Source organism: Streptomyces sp. NPDC101237, assembly GCF_044767465.1.
GTDB classification, from domain to species: domain Bacteria; phylum Actinomycetota; class Actinomycetes; order Streptomycetales; family Streptomycetaceae; genus Streptomyces; species Streptomyces gramineus.
Map to the genome: position 1 here is coordinate 101,172 of NZ_JBIWNY010000016.1, position 13,617 is coordinate 114,788.

A 13,617-nucleotide genomic window follows, 5' to 3' on the forward strand; every position below is an offset into this window, starting at 1 on the left:
CGCGCACGGGTGCCGCACCGCGCCGTCCCGCCTACAGTGGAGGAAAATCCGGCGGCGTCGGTGGGGGTAACGCAGTGGCGAACGGCGGCCCGGTGGAACACGGCTACCCGCACCTGGACACCGTGCGGGCCGCCGTCACGGCGCTGTACCGGCGCCTGTCGTACGACACCGTCCAGACCTTCGCCACCAGCGTGCTCCCCGCCGACGTGGCGTTCTGCGACACCGACGACCTCCATCTCGGAGCCCAGCGGGTCGCCCGCGAACTGGTCCGGCACTTCCGGCTGCCGGACGCGCGGATGATCGTCGGCTTCCGGGAGATGACCCATGCGGCGAACGTCGAACTGACCGCGGGACCCGAGTACTTCATCGAGCTGAACGACCGGTTCCGCACGCACCGCAGGGACATCGGCGCGGCCCTCGCCCACGAGGTCATGCACGTCTACCTGCACCGCCTCGACCTGTCCTTCCCGAGCATCCCGGAGAACGAGATCCTCACCGACACCGCGACCGCCTACCTGGGCGCGGGCTGGCTGCTGCTGGACGCCTACCGGGAGCACGGCGAGGCGTCCCAGAAGCTCGGCTACCTCACCCCGGAGGAGTTCGGCTACGTCCTGGCGAAGCGGGCGTCGGTCTTCCACGAGGACCCGTCGGTCTGGTTCACCAGCCCGCAGGCGTACACGGCGTACGAGAAGGGCGTGGCCCGCGCCCGCCGGGACGCGGAGCAGCCGCCGCTGACCGCGGCGGGCTGGGCGGGCCGCCGCCGGTACGCCCGGGACCGCCGGCACGCCCCGGCGGGCACGGCCCCGCAGTCCGGCGCCCTCTACGCCTTCACGCCCGACGACGGCGGCCGGCTGCGGGTCTCGTTCCCGTGCCCCACCTGCCACCAGCGGATCAGGGTGCCGGTGCGGGGCCGGGTCAGGGCCCGGTGCTCGCTGTGCCGGACGGTGCTGGAGTGCGACACCTAGGGTCTGTCCGGCGGACCGGGTCGCGGCTCCGGCGGCGCCTCGTCAGCGCCGGTGAGCGGGGTCCGACGCGTCCGGCCGCACGGCGCGGGAGGGCGGTGACGCGGCGCGGGCACCCGCCGGCCGGAGGCGGGAGCGCGTCGGCGACCGACGACAGCGCCGCGGACGGGCGTGGCGGACCCCGCGTCCGCGGCGTGATCCGCCGGGCAGGCCCCGGACCGGCGAGGACGGCACCGGGCCGGGCCGCCGGTCAGGTCCCGTACACCGCGCCCGGCACGGCGGCCCGGGCCAGCAGGTCCAGCGCCGTCTCCCCCGCCTCGGCGGGGGTCCGGCGGGCGCCCCCGTCGGCGGTGGGCCCCGCCCGCCAGCCCTCCATGACGGTGATCCGGCCGCCCTCGGTCTCGAACACCCGGCCGGTGACGCCGGCGCTCGCGGCGGAGCCCAGCCAGACCACGAGCGGGGAGACGTTCGCCGGCGCCATCGCGTCGAACCCGGAGCCCGGGGCGGCCATGGCCGCGGCGAACGCGTGCTCCGTCATCCGGGTGCGGGCGGCCGGGGCGACGGCGTTGACCTGGACGCCGTAGCGGGCGAGTTCGGCGGCGGCGACCAGGGTGAGGCCGACGATGCCGGCCTTGGCCGCGCTGTAGTTGCCCTGTCCGACCGAGCCCAGCAGTCCGGCTCCGCTGCTGGTGTTGACGATCCGGGCCACCGGGGCGCGGCCCGCCTTGGCCTCGGCCCGCCAGTGCGCGGCCGCGTACCGCAGGGGCAGGAAGTGCCCCTTGAGGTGCACCCGCACGACCGCGTCCCAGTCGTCCTCGCCGAGGTTGACGAGCATGCGGTCGCGCAGGAACCCGGCGTTGTTCACGAGGGTGTCGAGCCGGCCGTAGGTCTCCACGGCCGTCTCGATCAGCGAGGCGGCCCCGGCGGAGGTCGCGATGTCCGCGCCGTGCGCGACCGCCTCGCCGCCGGCCGCGCGGATCTCCGCCACGACGCCCGCGGCGGGGCTGCCGGGGCCCGGCGCGCCGTCGAGGCCGACCCCGAGGTCGTTGACGACGACCCGGGCGCCCTCGGCGGCGAAGGCCAGCGCGTGCGCCCGTCCGAGCCCGCGCCCGGCGCCGGTGACGGCCACGACCCGGTCCGCGCAGATTCCGCTCATCCCGGTCCTCCTGTCATCTCGGTCCTTCTGTCATCTCGGTCCTTCTGTCATCTCGGTCCTCTCGGTCCTCTCGGTCCTCTTGGTCCTCTTGGTCCTCTTGGTCCTCTCGGTCCTCTCGGTCCTCTCGGTCCCCTTGGTCCGACGGCCTGCCGGCCGTCGCGGCGTCGAGAAAGGCGGGCCGTTCTCCGCCGCCGTGCACGAGCAGGCTCGCCCCGCTGATGTACGCGGCCGCGTCGGAGGCGAGGAAGAGGGCCGCGGCGCCGACGTCGGACGGTGCGGCCAGGCGGCCGAGCGGGACGGTGCGGGAGACGGCGTCGATGCCGTCCGGGCCGCCGTAGTGCAGGTGGGCCAGTTCGGTGCGGACCATGCCGACGACCAGCGTGTTGACCCGGACCTCCGGGGCCCACTCGGCCGCCATGGACCGGGCCAGGCTCTCCAGTCCCGCCTTGGCCGCTCCGTAGGCGGCCGAGCCCGGTGAGGGGCGGCCGCCGCTGACGCTGCCGATCATCACCACGGCGCCCCGGGCCCGGCGCAGGTGCGCGTAGGCGGCGAGGGACGCGGTCAGCGGGGTGATCAGGTTCAGCTCGACGACCCGTGCGTGCCGCTCGGCGTCCGCTTCGGCAAGCCGCCGGTGGGGGGTGCCGCCGGCGTTGTTGACGAGCACGTCGAGGCGGGGCAGGGCGTCGAAGAAGGCGCGGACGGCGGGCGGGTCGCGCAGGTCGAGCGGCGTGAAATCGACGCCGTCCAAAGGCTGCTCGGGCGGCCGGCGGGCACAGGCCGTGACCTGCGCGCCCGCGTCGGCGAAGGCGCGGGCGATCCCCGCTCCCACGCCCCGGGTGCCGCCGGTGACCACGACGGTCCGGCCGCGCAGTGAGCCGTCCGCCGTGCCTGGCGCCAGGTTTTCCACAGGGCCTCCCGCTTGCTCGCACCGGCTGCTAGCTTCGAAGCCACACCTAACAAATGTTTGGTGGAAAGGTTGTTGAGTGCGAAGGTAGCTGATGCGTCCATGGGTGTCTCCACCTCGTTTCCGGAAAAAGGCGTCGCGCAGGTCACCGTCGACCACCCGCCGGTGAACGCGCTGCCGGTGCGCGGCTGGTTCGAGCTGGCGCAGGCGGTGCGCGCGGCGGGCCGCGACCCGGGGACCCGGTGCGTGGTGCTGGCCGCGCGCGGCCGCGGGTTCAACGCGGGCGTGGACATCAAGGAGATACAGACGGACGGGCACGAGGCGCTGCTCGGCGCCAACCGGGGCTGCGCGGAGGCCTTCGCGGCGGTGTACGAGTGCGAGACCCCGGTGGTGGCGGCCGTGCACGGCTTCTGTCTGGGCGGCGGGATAGGCCTGGTGGGCAACGCGGACGCGATCGTCGCGAGCGAGGACGCCGTGTTCGGGCTGCCCGAGCTGGACCGGGGCGCCCTAGGCGCGGCCACCCACCTGGCGCGGCTGGTCCCGCCGCACCTGATGCGGACGCTGTACTACACCGCGCGCACGGCGACCGCGGCGCAGTTGCACGCGCACGGCTCGGTGTGGCGGGTGGTGCCGCGCGACGCACTGCCGGAGGCGGCGCTGGACCTGGCGCGCGAGATCGCCGCGAAGGACGGCCGGCTGCTGCGCCTGGCCAAGGCCGCCATCAACGGCATCGACCCCGTCGACGTGCGGCGCAGCTACCGGCTGGAGCAGGGCTTCACCTTCGAGGCCGCCCTCAGCGGGGTGGCCGACCGGGTCCGTGACACCTTCGGGAAGGAGGGTGCGGGCAGTGACTGACAAGACGATGACCGCCGACGAGGCCGTCTCCCGGCTGGCCAGCGGCATGACCCTGGGCATCGGCGGCTGGGGCTCACGGCGCAAGCCGATGGCCCTGGTCAGGGCGTTGCTCCGGAGCGGCGTCGACGACCTCACCGTGGTCGCCTACGGCGGCCCGGACGTCGGGATGCTGGCGGCGGCCGGCCGGATCCGCAAGCTGGTGACGGCCTTCGTGACCCTCGACTCCGTCCCGCTGGAACCGCACTACCGGGCGGCGCGCGAGCGCGGGGCCTTCGAGCTGACGGAGGTGGACGAGGGCATGTTCATGTGGGGCCTGCGCGCGGCCGCCGACCGCCTGCCGTTCCTGCCGGTGCGCGCCGGGCTCGGCTCGGACGTCATGCGGACCGGCCCCGGCCTGCGGACGGTGACGTCGCCGTACGACGACGGGGAGACGTTCGTGGCGATGCCGGCCCTGCGCCTGGACGCGGCCCTGGTCCACGTCAACCGCGCCGACCGGCTGGGCAACGGGCAGTACCTGGGCCCGGACCCGTACTTCGACGACCTGTTCTGCGCGGCGGCGGACACCGCCTACGTCTCCTGCGAGCAGATCGTGGACACGGCCGAGCTGACGAAGGCCGCGGCCGTCCAGACGCTGCTGCTGAAGCGGCTGCATGTGACGGGGGTGGTGGAGGCGCCGGGCGGTGCGCACTTCACCTCCTGCGCGCCCGACCACGGGCGGGACGAGGAGTTCCAGCGGCTGTACGCGACGACGCCGTGGGCGGAGTTCGCCGAGCGGTTCCTGTCCGGGGACGAGCAGGCCTACCGGTCCGCGGTGCGTGACTGGCGAAAGGGGCGGGGCTGATGGACGTGCTGCGTGCCGACCACTGCGTCGTCGCCTGCGCCGAGGCCTGGCGCGGCTCCGGCGAGATCCTGGCCAGCCCGATGGGGCTGATCCCCTCCCTGGGGGCGCGGCTGGCCCGGCTCACCTTCGCCCCCGACCTGCTGCTGACCGACGGCGAGGCGCTGCTGGTCCGCCCGGACGGCACCCCCGAGGGCTGGCTGCCCTACCGGCAGCACCTCGCGCTGGTCGCCGGCGGCCGCCGGCACGTGATGATGGGCGCCAGCCAGCTCGACCGGTTCGGCAACCAGAACATCTCGGCCATCGGCGACTGGTCGCGGCCCCGCCGCCAGCTGCTGGGGGTGCGCGGAGCGCCCCTGAACACGCTGAACAACCCGACCAGTTACTGGGTGCCGAAGCACTCCCGGCGGGTGTTCGTGGCGAAGGTCGACGTGGTGTGCGGGGTGGGGTACGACCGGGTGGCCCACAACCCGGGCACCGAACGCTTCCACCGCATCCCGCGGGTCGTCACCGACCTGGGTGTCTTCGACTTCGAGACGCCGGACCGCTCGATGCGGCTGGCCGCGCTCCATCCGGGCGTGACCGTCGAACAGGTGCGGGAGGCGACCGGCTTCGCCCTCACGGTCCCGGCCGAGGTGCCCCGCACCCGGGAACCGGCCGCGGAGGAGCTGCGGCTGCTCCGCGAGGTGCTGGATCCGGCCGGTGCGCGGGCGAAGGAGGTCGCGGGCTGATGGAGACAGCGCTCACCCGGCTGGTCGGGGTCCGGCATCCGGTCGTGCAGACGGGGATGGGCTGGGTGGCGGGCCCCCGCCTGGTCTCCGCGGCGGCCAACGCCGGCGCCCTCGGCATCCTGGCCTCCGCCACCATGACCCTCGATCAGCTGCGGGCCGCGATCGCCGAGGTGCGGTGCCGCACGGACGCGCCGTTCGGGGTCAACCTGCGGGCGGACGCGGCCGACGCCGGGGAGCGGGTGCGGCTGATCGTCGACGGGGGTGTGCGGGTGGCGTCGTTCGCGCTGGCCCCCTCCCCCGAGCTGATCGCCGAACTGAAGGCGGCGGGCGTGCTGGTGATCCCCTCCGTGGGGGCGCGGCGGCATGCCGAGAAGGTCGCGGCCTGGGGGGCGGACGCGGTGATCGTGCAGGGCGGTGAGGGCGGCGGGCACACCGGCGAGGTGGCCACGAGCGTGCTGCTGCCGCAGGTGGTGGACGCGGTGCGGATACCGGTGGTGGCGGCCGGCGGGTTCTTCGACGGGCGGGGGCTGGTGGCGGCGCTGGCCTACGGGGCGGCGGGGGTGGCGATGGGCACGCGATTCCTGCTCACCTCCGACTCGACGGTGCCCGACGCGGTGAAGGCGAGGTATCTGGCGGCGACGGTCAAGGACGTCACGGTGACCAGGGCGGTGGACGGCCTGCCGCACCGGATGCTGCGCACTCCGCTGGTGGACTCCCTGGAGAACACCGGCCGGACGCTGCGGCTGCTGCGGGCGGTCCGCCACGCGGCCGTCTTCCGCCGCCTGACCGGCCTGACCTGGCGTCAGCTGGTCCGCGACGGACTCGCCCTGCGGCACGGCAAGGACCTCTCCTGGAGCCGGCTGCTGCTGGCCGCCAACACCCCGATGCTGCTCAAGTCGGCGATGGTGGACGGCCGCGCGGACCTCGGGGTGATGGCGGCCGGACAGGTCGCCGGGGTGATCGACGACCTGCCGTCGTGCGCGGAGCTGGTGGCGCGCGTCATGGAGGAGGCGGACGAGGTGGTGCGGGAACTGGCGGGCCTCAGAGCCGTTCGATGATCGTCACGTTCGCCTGGCCGCCGCCCTCGCACATCGTCTGGAGTCCGAAACGGCCGCCGGTGCGTTCCAGTTCGTGCAGGAGGGTGGTCATCAGCCGGACACCGGTGGCGCCGAGCGGGTGGCCGAGGGCGATCGCGCCGCCGTTGACGTTGACCCTGGCGGGGTCGGCACCGGTCTCCTTGAGCCAGGCGAGGACGACCGGGGCGAAGGCCTCGTTGATCTCGACGAGGTCGAGGGCGTCGATGGTGAGGCCGGTCTTCTTCAGGGCGTGCGCGGTGGCCGGGATCGGCGCGGAGAGCATCCGGATGGGGTCCTCGCCGCGGACGGAGAGGTGGTGGACGCGTGCCCGGGGGCGCAGCCCGTGGGCACGCACGGCCCGTTCGGAGGCGAGCAGCATCGCGGCGGCGCCGTCGGAGACCTGGGAGGAGCAGGCGGCGGTGATGGTGCCGCCGTCCATGACCGGCTTCAGGGCGGCCATCTTCTCCAGGGAGGTGTCACGGCGCGGGCCCTCGTCCACGGCGACCGAGCGGTAGGGCGCGATCTCGCGTTCAAAGCGGCCCTCGTCGATGGCGCGCAGCGCCCTGCGGTGGGAGTTCAGGGCGAACTCCTCCTGGTCGCGGCGGCTGATGCCCCACGTGGCGGCGATCGTCTCGGCGCCGGCGAACTGGTTGACGGGCTGCCTGCCGTACCGGGCGCGCCAGCCCTCGCTGCCGAGGAAGGGGCCCTCGGTCAGCCCGAGCGGTTCGGCGGCCCGCCGGGAGGCGAAGGCGATCGGGATCTGGGACATGTTCTGGACACCGCCCGCGACCACCAGGTCCTGGGTGCCGGAGAGCACGGCCTGCGCGGCGAAGTGCACGGCCTGCTGCGAGGAACCGCACTGCCGGTCGACGGTGACGCCGGGCACCTCCTCGGGCAGCCCGGCCGCCAGCCAGCAGGTGCGGGCGATGTCACCGGCCTGCGGTCCGACCGCGTCGAGGCAGCCGAAGACGACGTCCTCGACGGCGGCCGGGTCGATGCCCGACCGCTGGACCAGCGCGGTCAGCACATGGGCGCCGAGGTCGGCCGGGTGGACCGCGCTCAGTGCGCCCCGGCGGCGCCCGACCGGTGTGCGGACCGCTTCGACTATGTAGGCCTCGGCCATATCGGCGACTCCCTCGGCAGAAAGGGGCTTTCAGCGAATGGGTGGGCTAGGCGCGCACGGCGATCCCGTCCAGGACCATGGACAGGTACTGCCGGGCGATCTCCTCCGGGCTGTGCTGTCCGCCGGGCCGGTACCAGGAGGCGGCGACCCACACGGTGTCGCGCACGAACCGGTACGTGAGGCGGACGTCGAGGTCGGCGCGGAAGACGCGCGCGGCGACCCCGCGCTCCAGCGTGGCCAGCCACGCCTTCTCGAACTTGCGCTGGGACTCGGCGAGAAAGGTGAACCTCTCCTGCGTGACCAGCTGTCTGCTCTCCTTCTGATAGATCGCCACGGCGGCGCGGTGCCGGTCGATCTCCCGGAAGGACTCGGTGACCAGGGCTTCGAGGGTCTCGCGGGGACCGAGCCCGGCGTCCAGGACGGTGTCGTAGCCGTCCCAGAGCTCGTCGAGGAAGGTCCGCAGGATCTCCTCCAGCATCGATTCCTTGGAGTCGAAGTGGTAGTAGAGGCTGCCCGCGAGCATGCCCGCGTGGTCCGCGATCTTCCGCACGGTGGTGGCGTTGTAGCCCTGTTCGGCGAAGACCTCGGCGGCGGTCTCGAGGAGTTCGCGGCGCCGGGCGGGGGCGGCGGTCACCTGGGGCTTCTTCTTGGTCGGCACGGGTCCATTCTGGTCCTACGGGTGCTGGCTGCTGACGGAGACGACCTCTCCGGTGAGGTAGGAGGAGTAGCCGGACGCCAGGAAGACGATCGTGTTGGCCACCTCCCAGGGCTCGGCGTACCGCCCGAGGGCCTCGCGCGCGGTCAGCTCCGCGAGCAGTTCGGCGGAGGTCACCTTCACCAGGTGCGGATGCATGGCGAGGCTGGGCGCCACCGCGTTGACCCGCACGCCGTACTCGGCCGCCTCGACCGCCGCGCACCGGGTCAGCGCCATCACCCCGGCCTTGGCGGCGGCGTAGTGGGCCTGCCCGGCCTGGGCGCGCCAGCCGACGACGGAGGAGTTGTTGACGACGACGCCGCCCCGGCCGCTCTCGCGGAAGTGCCGCAGGGCGGCGCGCAGGCAGCGGAAGGTGCCGTTGAGGGTGACGTCCAGGACTGCCGACCACTGCGCGTCGTCCATGTCGACCAGGGCCGAAGTGCCGCCCAGACCGGCGTTGTTGACGACGATGTCGAGCCGGCCGTGGTCCCGTACGGCGGCCTCGAACAGGGCTCGCACCTGCCGTTCGTCCGTCACGTCGCAGGGCACGGCGGTCACCGCGCCCGGGTGCGTGCCGGCCAGTTCGGCCTCGTACTCCTTCAGCCGGCGCGCGTGCGCGTCGCTGATCAGCACGCGGGCGCCCTCCTCCAGGAAGCGGCGCGCGGTGGCACCGCCGATCCCGGTCCCGGCCGCCGCGGTCACCACCGCGGTGCGCCCCGCCAGCAGCCCGTGCCCGGGCACGTACTCCGGACTCTCGACGCCTGTCATGGGCCCACGCTAACCTACCAAACACTTGTTAGGGAAGGATGGTGACGGCGACCGTGGACCTCACCCACACCCCGGCCGACGAGGAGTTCCGCGCCGAGGCCCGCGCCTGGCTCGCCCGGCACGTGCCCGACCCCGCGCCGCCCTCCCTGGAGACCGCGGAGGGCTTCGCGGCGCACCGCGCGTGGGAGGCCGAACTGGCCGCGGACCGCTGGTCGGTGGTGAACTGGCCGGAGCGGTACGGCGGCCGGGACGCGGGGCTGGTCCGCTGGCTGGTCTTCGAGGAGGAGTACCACGCGGCGGGCGCGCCGGGCCGGGTCGGCCAGAACGGCGTCAGCCTGCTCGCGCCGGTCCTCCTCGCCCACGGCACCGAGGAGCAGCGGGCCCGGGTGCTGCCGCCGATGGCCACCGGCGAGGTGGTCTGGGCGCAGGCCTGGTCCGAGCCAGGGGCCGGTTCCGACCTGGCCTCCCTCACCTCCAGGGCGGTCCGTACGGACGGCGGCTGGCTGCTGAGCGGCCTCAAGACCTGGTCGTCGCGGGCCGCGTTCGCGGACCGCGCGTTCGGCCTGTTCCGCAGCGATCCCGACGCGCCGAGGCCGCACCAGGGGCTCACCTATCTGATGTTCGACCTGCGCGCCCCGGGGGTGACGGTCCGTCCGATCGGCCGCCTCGACGGGAAGCCGGCGTTCGCCGAGCTCTCCCTGGACGAGGTGTTCGTCCCCGACGAGGACGTGCTCGGCCGGCCGGGCGAGGGCTGGCGGATCGCGATGTCGACGGCGGCCAACGAGCGGGGGCTGACGCTGCGGTCGCCCGGCCGGTTCCTGGCCGCCGCCGACCGGCTGCGGGACCTCTGGCGGGCGCGCGGCGAGCCGGAGTCGGCCGCGGCCGGGGTGGCCGACGCCGTCGTCGGCGCCCGCGCGTACCAGCTCTTCACCTACGCGGCCGCCGCCCGCGTCCTGGACGGCGAGGCGCTCGGTCCGGAGTCCAGCCTGAACAAGGTGTTCTGGTCCGAACTGGACCTGGCGCTGCACGAGACGGCGCTGGATCTGCTCGGCGCGGAGGGCGAGTCGGCGGACACCCCGTGGTCCGAGGGATACGTCTTCTCCCTCGCCGGGCCCGTCTACGCGGGCACCAACGAGATCCAGCGGGACATCATCGCCGAGCGGCTGCTCGGCCTGCCGAAGGGACGCCGCTGACATGCGCTTTCGTCTCGACACCGAGCAGCGGGACTTCGCCGGCGCCCTGCGCGGGCTGCTGACGGCGGCGGACACCCCGGCGGTGGCACGCGACTGGAGCCGGGGCGAGCGGGCGAGCGGGCGAGCGCTGTGGAGCCGGCTCGGCGCGGCCGGGGTGTTCGGGCTCGCGGTGCCGGAGGAGTACGGCGGTGCGGGCCGGCGGCCCGTCGAACTCGCCCTGGCCTTCGTCGAGCTGGGGCGGTTCGCGGTGCCGGGGCCGCTGGCGGAGACGGTCGCGGCCGCGGTGCTGCTCGACGACGGCGCGGGCCTCGCCCGGCGGTTCCTGCCGGGGATCGCGTCCGGCGGCACGGTGGCGACGGTGGCGTTCGAGCAGCACGGGTACGGGCCGGCGCTGGACGGGGACGCGGCCGACGTGCGGCTCGCGGCGGCTCCGGAGGGCATGCGGCTGTCCTCCGGAGCCGGGGCGGTACGCAGGTCCCTGGACCCGGCCCGCCGGCTCGCCCCGCTGCTTCCGGTCGGCGAACTGCTGCGCGCGGACCCGCCGTGGGCGCGGGCGGGGACCTGGGCCCGGCTGGCCACGGCCGCGCAGGCGCTGGGGGTCGGGTCGGCGCTGCTCGACAGGACGGTCGCGTACGTCGGGCAGCGCATGCAGTTCGGCGTGCCCGTCGGGTCGTTCCAGGCGGTGAAGCACCGGCTGGCCGACGTGAAGATCGCGCTGGAGTTCGCCCGGCCGATGGTCTTCGGAGCGGCGGTCACGATGACCGCGAGGGACGTGGCCGCGGCGAAGCTGACCGCGTGCGAGGCGGCCTGCGCGAGTGCGCGGGCCGCGCTGCAACTGCACGGGGCGATCGGCTACACCGAGGAGTACGGCCTGTCGTTGTGGCTGACCAAGGCGCGGGCGCTGCGGGGGGTCTGGGGGACACCGCAGGAGTGCCGGAGAGACGTCCTCGCGGGCGGCACCTGATCGCGGACCGGCCCGGACCGGTCGCGCCGCTTCCCCCCCCCGCACCTTTCCGGGGCGCCCGGCCTCGGGCCGTTCTAGTGGTGGTCCCCGCTGGTGAGCTCCTTGTACTCCTCCCGCGTCGGCTTCGGGACGTGGGTGTCCGGGCCGTACATGCCCTTCGCGAGGCTCGCGCGCATCCGCTGGACGAGGGTGACCTTGCGGCGCACCCCGTTGGCGTCCTCCTGCGGGCCGATCTCGTACGGCGGGTTCTGTTCGTGCTGGGTGAGCGTGAACAGGCTGCTCTGGCTGAGGGGTTCGTGGACCTCGATGTACTCGCCGTGCGGCAGCAGCTTGATGAGGCCGGTCTCCCTGCCGTGCAGCACCTTGTCGCGGTCCCGGCGCTGCAGGCCGAGACAGATCCGTTTGGTGGTGACGAAGGCGAGGACGGGCACCACGAAGACGGAGATCCGGACGAACCAGGTGATCGCGTTGATGGAGAGATGGAGATGGGTGGCGACGATGTCGTTGCCGCCGCCGACGAGCAGCACGAAGTACACGCTGAGCCAGGCCACGCCGAGGCCGGTGCGGACGGGGGTGTTGCGCGGCCGGTCGAGGATGTGGTGCTCGCGCCGGTCGCCGGTGATCCACGCCTCGATGAACGGGTAGACGCCGATGGCCAGCAGGAACAGCGGGAAGACCGAGAAGGGGATGAGGACGCCCAGTTCCAGCGTGTGGCCCCAGGCGTTGATCTCCCAGCCGGGCATGACGCGGATCAGCCCCTCGGAGAAGCCGAGGTACCAGTCGGGCTGCGCGCCGGTGGTCACCAGGTCCGGCCGGTAGGGCCCGAACGCCCACACCGGGTTGACGGTGGCGACGGCGCCGATGATCGCGAGGATGCCGAAGGTGAGGAAGAAGAAGCCGCCGGCCTTGGCCATGTAGACCGGCAGGAACGGCATGCCGACGACGCTCTTCTGGTCGCGTCCGGGCCCGGGGTACTGGGTGTGCTTGTGGTAGAAGACCAGGATCAGATGGGCCACCACCAGGCCCAGCATGATCCCGGGCAGCAGCAGGACGTGGATCGGGAAGAACCGCGAGATGATGTCGTGGCCCGGGAACTCGCCGCCGAACAGGAAGAACGAGATGTACGAGCCGACGATCGGGATCGACAGGATCGCGCCGTCGGCGAACCGGACGCCGGTGCCGGAGAGCAGGTCGTCCGGGAGGGAGTAGCCGGTCAGGCCGGTGAGGATGGCGAGGAACAGCAGCGTCCAGCCGAACAGCCAGTTGATCTCGCGCGGCTTGCGGAAGGCGCCGGTGAAGAACACCCGCATCATGTGGACGAGCATGCCGGCGACGAAGACCAGCGCCGCCCAGTGGTGGATCTGCCGGATCAGCAGCCCGCCGCGCACGTCGAAGCTGATGTGCAGCGTCGACTCGTACGCCTTGGTCATGATGATGCCGTTCATCGGCTCGTAGGAGCCGTGGTAGACCACCTCGGCGCCGCTGGGCTCGAAGAACAGGGTGAGGTAGATGCCCGTGAGGATCAGGATGAGGAAGCTGTAGAGGCAGACCTCACCCAGCATGAAGGACCAGTGGTCCGGGAACACCTTGCGCATGTTGGCCTTGGCCAGGCCGTATATCCCGAGCCGTCCGTCGGCCCAGTCCGCGAGCCGCTCACCGTTGCCCGGCGGGTTCGCCCTCTCGGCCGAACTTCCCACCCGTACCGAGCCGTTCACCGTTCGTGCCGCGTCGTCCATACGTCGCGTCGCCTCCCCGCCGGATCATCCCTCAGGGTGGCACGCCGGAACGCTGCCGCCAACGGGGCGACGTGAACTCAGGCCGTCCCGGTGATGCCCGCCGCCCGCGCCGCCGTCAGCCACCGCGGGAACTCGCCGACGAGACGGTCGTACAGTTCGCCGTCCGGCATCTTCCCCGGATCCTCACCGGCGTGGAAGAAGCCCGCGTTGTCCACCACGCGCCTGCCCGGCACCGCGAGGTCGTCGAGCCTGCGCAGGAAGTCGAACTGTCTGCCGTGCGGGTCGCCGAAGCCGACGAACTGCCAGAACAGCGGCAACCTGGCCGCCTTGCACAGATGGCGTTCGGCGGCGGGCCTGCTGACCGGGCCGCCGTCGGTCTGGAAGACGACCAGGGCGGGCGCGGTGGCTCCGCTGTCCAGGTAGTGGTCGATGACGGCGTCCATGGCCAGGTGGTAACTGGTCTTCCCCATGTGCCCGATCGCGGCCATCCCCGCACCCCCCGAATCCACCGTCCTCGGGCCGAGGTTACTTGATCGCGGAAACGCTGCGGCACCTGCCCAGTCGTCCGGTCGGGGACTGGCGGGCAGGCGCCGCATGGTGTTCCGTACGCCTTTGTA

14 protein-coding genes are annotated in these 13,617 nt (G+C 73.4%); 7 read left to right on the plus strand and 7 right to left on the minus strand.

The window, feature by feature from the left end; all coding sequences use genetic code 11:
* Positions 1-74 precede the first annotated feature (74 nt).
* Entirely contained in the window at positions 75-965 is an 891-nt protein-coding gene (locus ACIRQ9_RS24410) for a hypothetical protein (protein ID WP_404177187.1), read from the plus strand.
* Between the two features lie 247 nt (positions 966-1,212).
* Here the strand turns inward: ACIRQ9_RS24410 and ACIRQ9_RS24415 are convergent, their stop codons facing one another.
* Together ACIRQ9_RS24415 and ACIRQ9_RS24420 are read right to left on the minus strand one after the other, a co-directional pair.
* On the minus strand, positions 1,213-2,118 hold the full coding sequence (locus tag ACIRQ9_RS24415; RefSeq protein WP_404177190.1) for an SDR family oxidoreductase: 906 nt from the start codon (positions 2,116-2,118) through the stop codon (positions 1,213-1,215).
* Between the two features lie 13 nt (positions 2,119-2,131).
* A complete protein-coding gene (locus ACIRQ9_RS24420) occupies positions 2,132-2,989 on the minus strand; it encodes an SDR family oxidoreductase (protein WP_404177469.1) in 858 nt (285 codons plus the stop codon).
* 135 nt (positions 2,990-3,124) lie between these two features.
* Here ACIRQ9_RS24420 and ACIRQ9_RS24425 point away from each other — a divergent pair, with 135 nt between their 5' ends.
* Genes ACIRQ9_RS24425 through ACIRQ9_RS24440 form a run of 4 tightly spaced genes read left to right on the plus strand, consistent with a single transcriptional unit; the run spans position 3,125 to position 6,504 of the window.
* Entirely contained in the window at positions 3,125-3,877 is a 753-nt protein-coding gene (locus tag ACIRQ9_RS24425) for an enoyl-CoA hydratase family protein (RefSeq protein WP_404177193.1), read from the plus strand.
* Positions 3,870-4,718 (plus strand): CoA transferase subunit A, encoded by an 849-nt coding sequence (locus tag ACIRQ9_RS24430; protein WP_404177196.1) that lies wholly within the window; start codon positions 3,870-3,872, stop codon positions 4,716-4,718. Before ACIRQ9_RS24425 ends, ACIRQ9_RS24430 begins: the two co-directional genes overlap by 8 nt.
* The gene (locus tag ACIRQ9_RS24435; protein WP_404177198.1) at positions 4,718-5,446 is read left to right on the plus strand and encodes a CoA-transferase subunit beta; all 729 of its coding nucleotides are present in this window, start codon (positions 4,718-4,720) and stop codon (positions 5,444-5,446) included. Before ACIRQ9_RS24430 ends, ACIRQ9_RS24435 begins: the two co-directional genes overlap by 1 nt.
* Complete coding sequence (locus ACIRQ9_RS24440) at positions 5,446-6,504, plus strand: NAD(P)H-dependent flavin oxidoreductase (protein ID WP_404177201.1); 1,059 nt, start codon at positions 5,446-5,448, stop codon at positions 6,502-6,504. The genes ACIRQ9_RS24435 and ACIRQ9_RS24440 overlap by 1 nt, the downstream gene beginning before the upstream one ends.
* On the opposite strand, the gene ACIRQ9_RS24445 is transcribed toward ACIRQ9_RS24440, so the two are convergent.
* The 3 genes from ACIRQ9_RS24445 to ACIRQ9_RS24455 are packed head-to-tail and all read right to left on the minus strand — an operon-like array spanning position 6,488 to position 9,107.
* A complete protein-coding gene (locus tag ACIRQ9_RS24445) occupies positions 6,488-7,645 on the minus strand; it encodes an acetyl-CoA C-acetyltransferase (protein ID WP_404177204.1) in 1,158 nt (385 codons plus the stop codon). The two genes, ACIRQ9_RS24440 and ACIRQ9_RS24445, sit on opposite strands and share 17 nt — an antisense overlap.
* 46 nt (positions 7,646-7,691) lie before the next feature.
* The gene (locus ACIRQ9_RS24450; protein WP_404177207.1) at positions 7,692-8,303 is read right to left on the minus strand and encodes a TetR/AcrR family transcriptional regulator; all 612 of its coding nucleotides are present in this window, start codon (positions 8,301-8,303) and stop codon (positions 7,692-7,694) included.
* A 15-nt stretch (positions 8,304-8,318) separates the two neighbouring features.
* Positions 8,319-9,107 carry an SDR family oxidoreductase gene (locus ACIRQ9_RS24455; protein WP_404177210.1) on the minus strand — a complete coding sequence of 263 codons (789 nt, stop codon included), beginning with the start codon at positions 9,105-9,107 and terminating at the stop codon, positions 8,319-8,321.
* Between the two features lie 53 nt (positions 9,108-9,160).
* Between ACIRQ9_RS24455 and ACIRQ9_RS24460 the strand changes: the two genes are divergently transcribed.
* Together ACIRQ9_RS24460 and ACIRQ9_RS24465 are read left to right on the plus strand one after the other, a co-directional pair.
* Positions 9,161-10,300: an acyl-CoA dehydrogenase family protein gene (locus tag ACIRQ9_RS24460; RefSeq protein WP_404177472.1), complete on the plus strand. Its 1,140-nt coding sequence runs from the start codon at positions 9,161-9,163 to the stop codon at positions 10,298-10,300.
* A 1-nt stretch (position 10,301) separates the two neighbouring features.
* Positions 10,302-11,264 (plus strand): acyl-CoA dehydrogenase family protein, encoded by a 963-nt coding sequence (locus tag ACIRQ9_RS24465; protein ID WP_404177213.1) that lies wholly within the window; start codon positions 10,302-10,304, stop codon positions 11,262-11,264.
* A gap of 74 nt (positions 11,265-11,338) precedes the next feature.
* On the opposite strand, the gene ACIRQ9_RS24470 is transcribed toward ACIRQ9_RS24465, so the two are convergent.
* Both ACIRQ9_RS24470 and ACIRQ9_RS24475 read right to left on the minus strand, forming a co-directional pair.
* Positions 11,339-13,000, minus strand: coding sequence for a cytochrome bc complex cytochrome b subunit (locus ACIRQ9_RS24470; RefSeq protein ID WP_404177216.1), 1,662 nt, complete (start codon positions 12,998-13,000; stop codon positions 11,339-11,341).
* Positions 13,001-13,077: 77 nt separating this feature from the next.
* On the minus strand, positions 13,078-13,596 hold the full coding sequence (locus ACIRQ9_RS24475) for a VWA domain-containing protein (RefSeq protein ID WP_404177219.1): 519 nt from the start codon (positions 13,594-13,596) through the stop codon (positions 13,078-13,080).
* Positions 13,597-13,617: the final 21 nt, after the last annotated feature.

Coding starts and splice junctions, on each gene's coding strand:
- ACIRQ9_RS24415 (WP_404177190.1), bottom strand. CDS start 2,118: ATGAGCGGAATCTGCGCGGACCGGGTCGTGGCCGTCACCGGCGCCGGG.
- ACIRQ9_RS24425 (WP_404177193.1), top strand. CDS start 3,125: ATGGGTGTCTCCACCTCGTTTCCGGAAAAAGGCGTCGCGCAGGTCACC.
- ACIRQ9_RS24435 (WP_404177198.1), top strand. CDS start 4,718: ATGGACGTGCTGCGTGCCGACCACTGCGTCGTCGCCTGCGCCGAGGCC.
- ACIRQ9_RS24440 (WP_404177201.1), top strand. CDS start 5,446: ATGGAGACAGCGCTCACCCGGCTGGTCGGGGTCCGGCATCCGGTCGTG.
- ACIRQ9_RS24445 (WP_404177204.1), bottom strand. CDS start 7,645: ATGGCCGAGGCCTACATAGTCGAAGCGGTCCGCACACCGGTCGGGCGC.
- ACIRQ9_RS24455 (WP_404177210.1), bottom strand. CDS start 9,107: ATGACAGGCGTCGAGAGTCCGGAGTACGTGCCCGGGCACGGGCTGCTG.
- ACIRQ9_RS24465 (WP_404177213.1), top strand. CDS start 10,302: ATGCGCTTTCGTCTCGACACCGAGCAGCGGGACTTCGCCGGCGCCCTG.
- ACIRQ9_RS24470 (WP_404177216.1), bottom strand. CDS start 13,000: ATGGACGACGCGGCACGAACGGTGAACGGCTCGGTACGGGTGGGAAGT.
- ACIRQ9_RS24475 (WP_404177219.1), bottom strand. CDS start 13,596: ATGCGGCGCCTGCCCGCCAGTCCCCGACCGGACGACTGGGCAGGTGCC.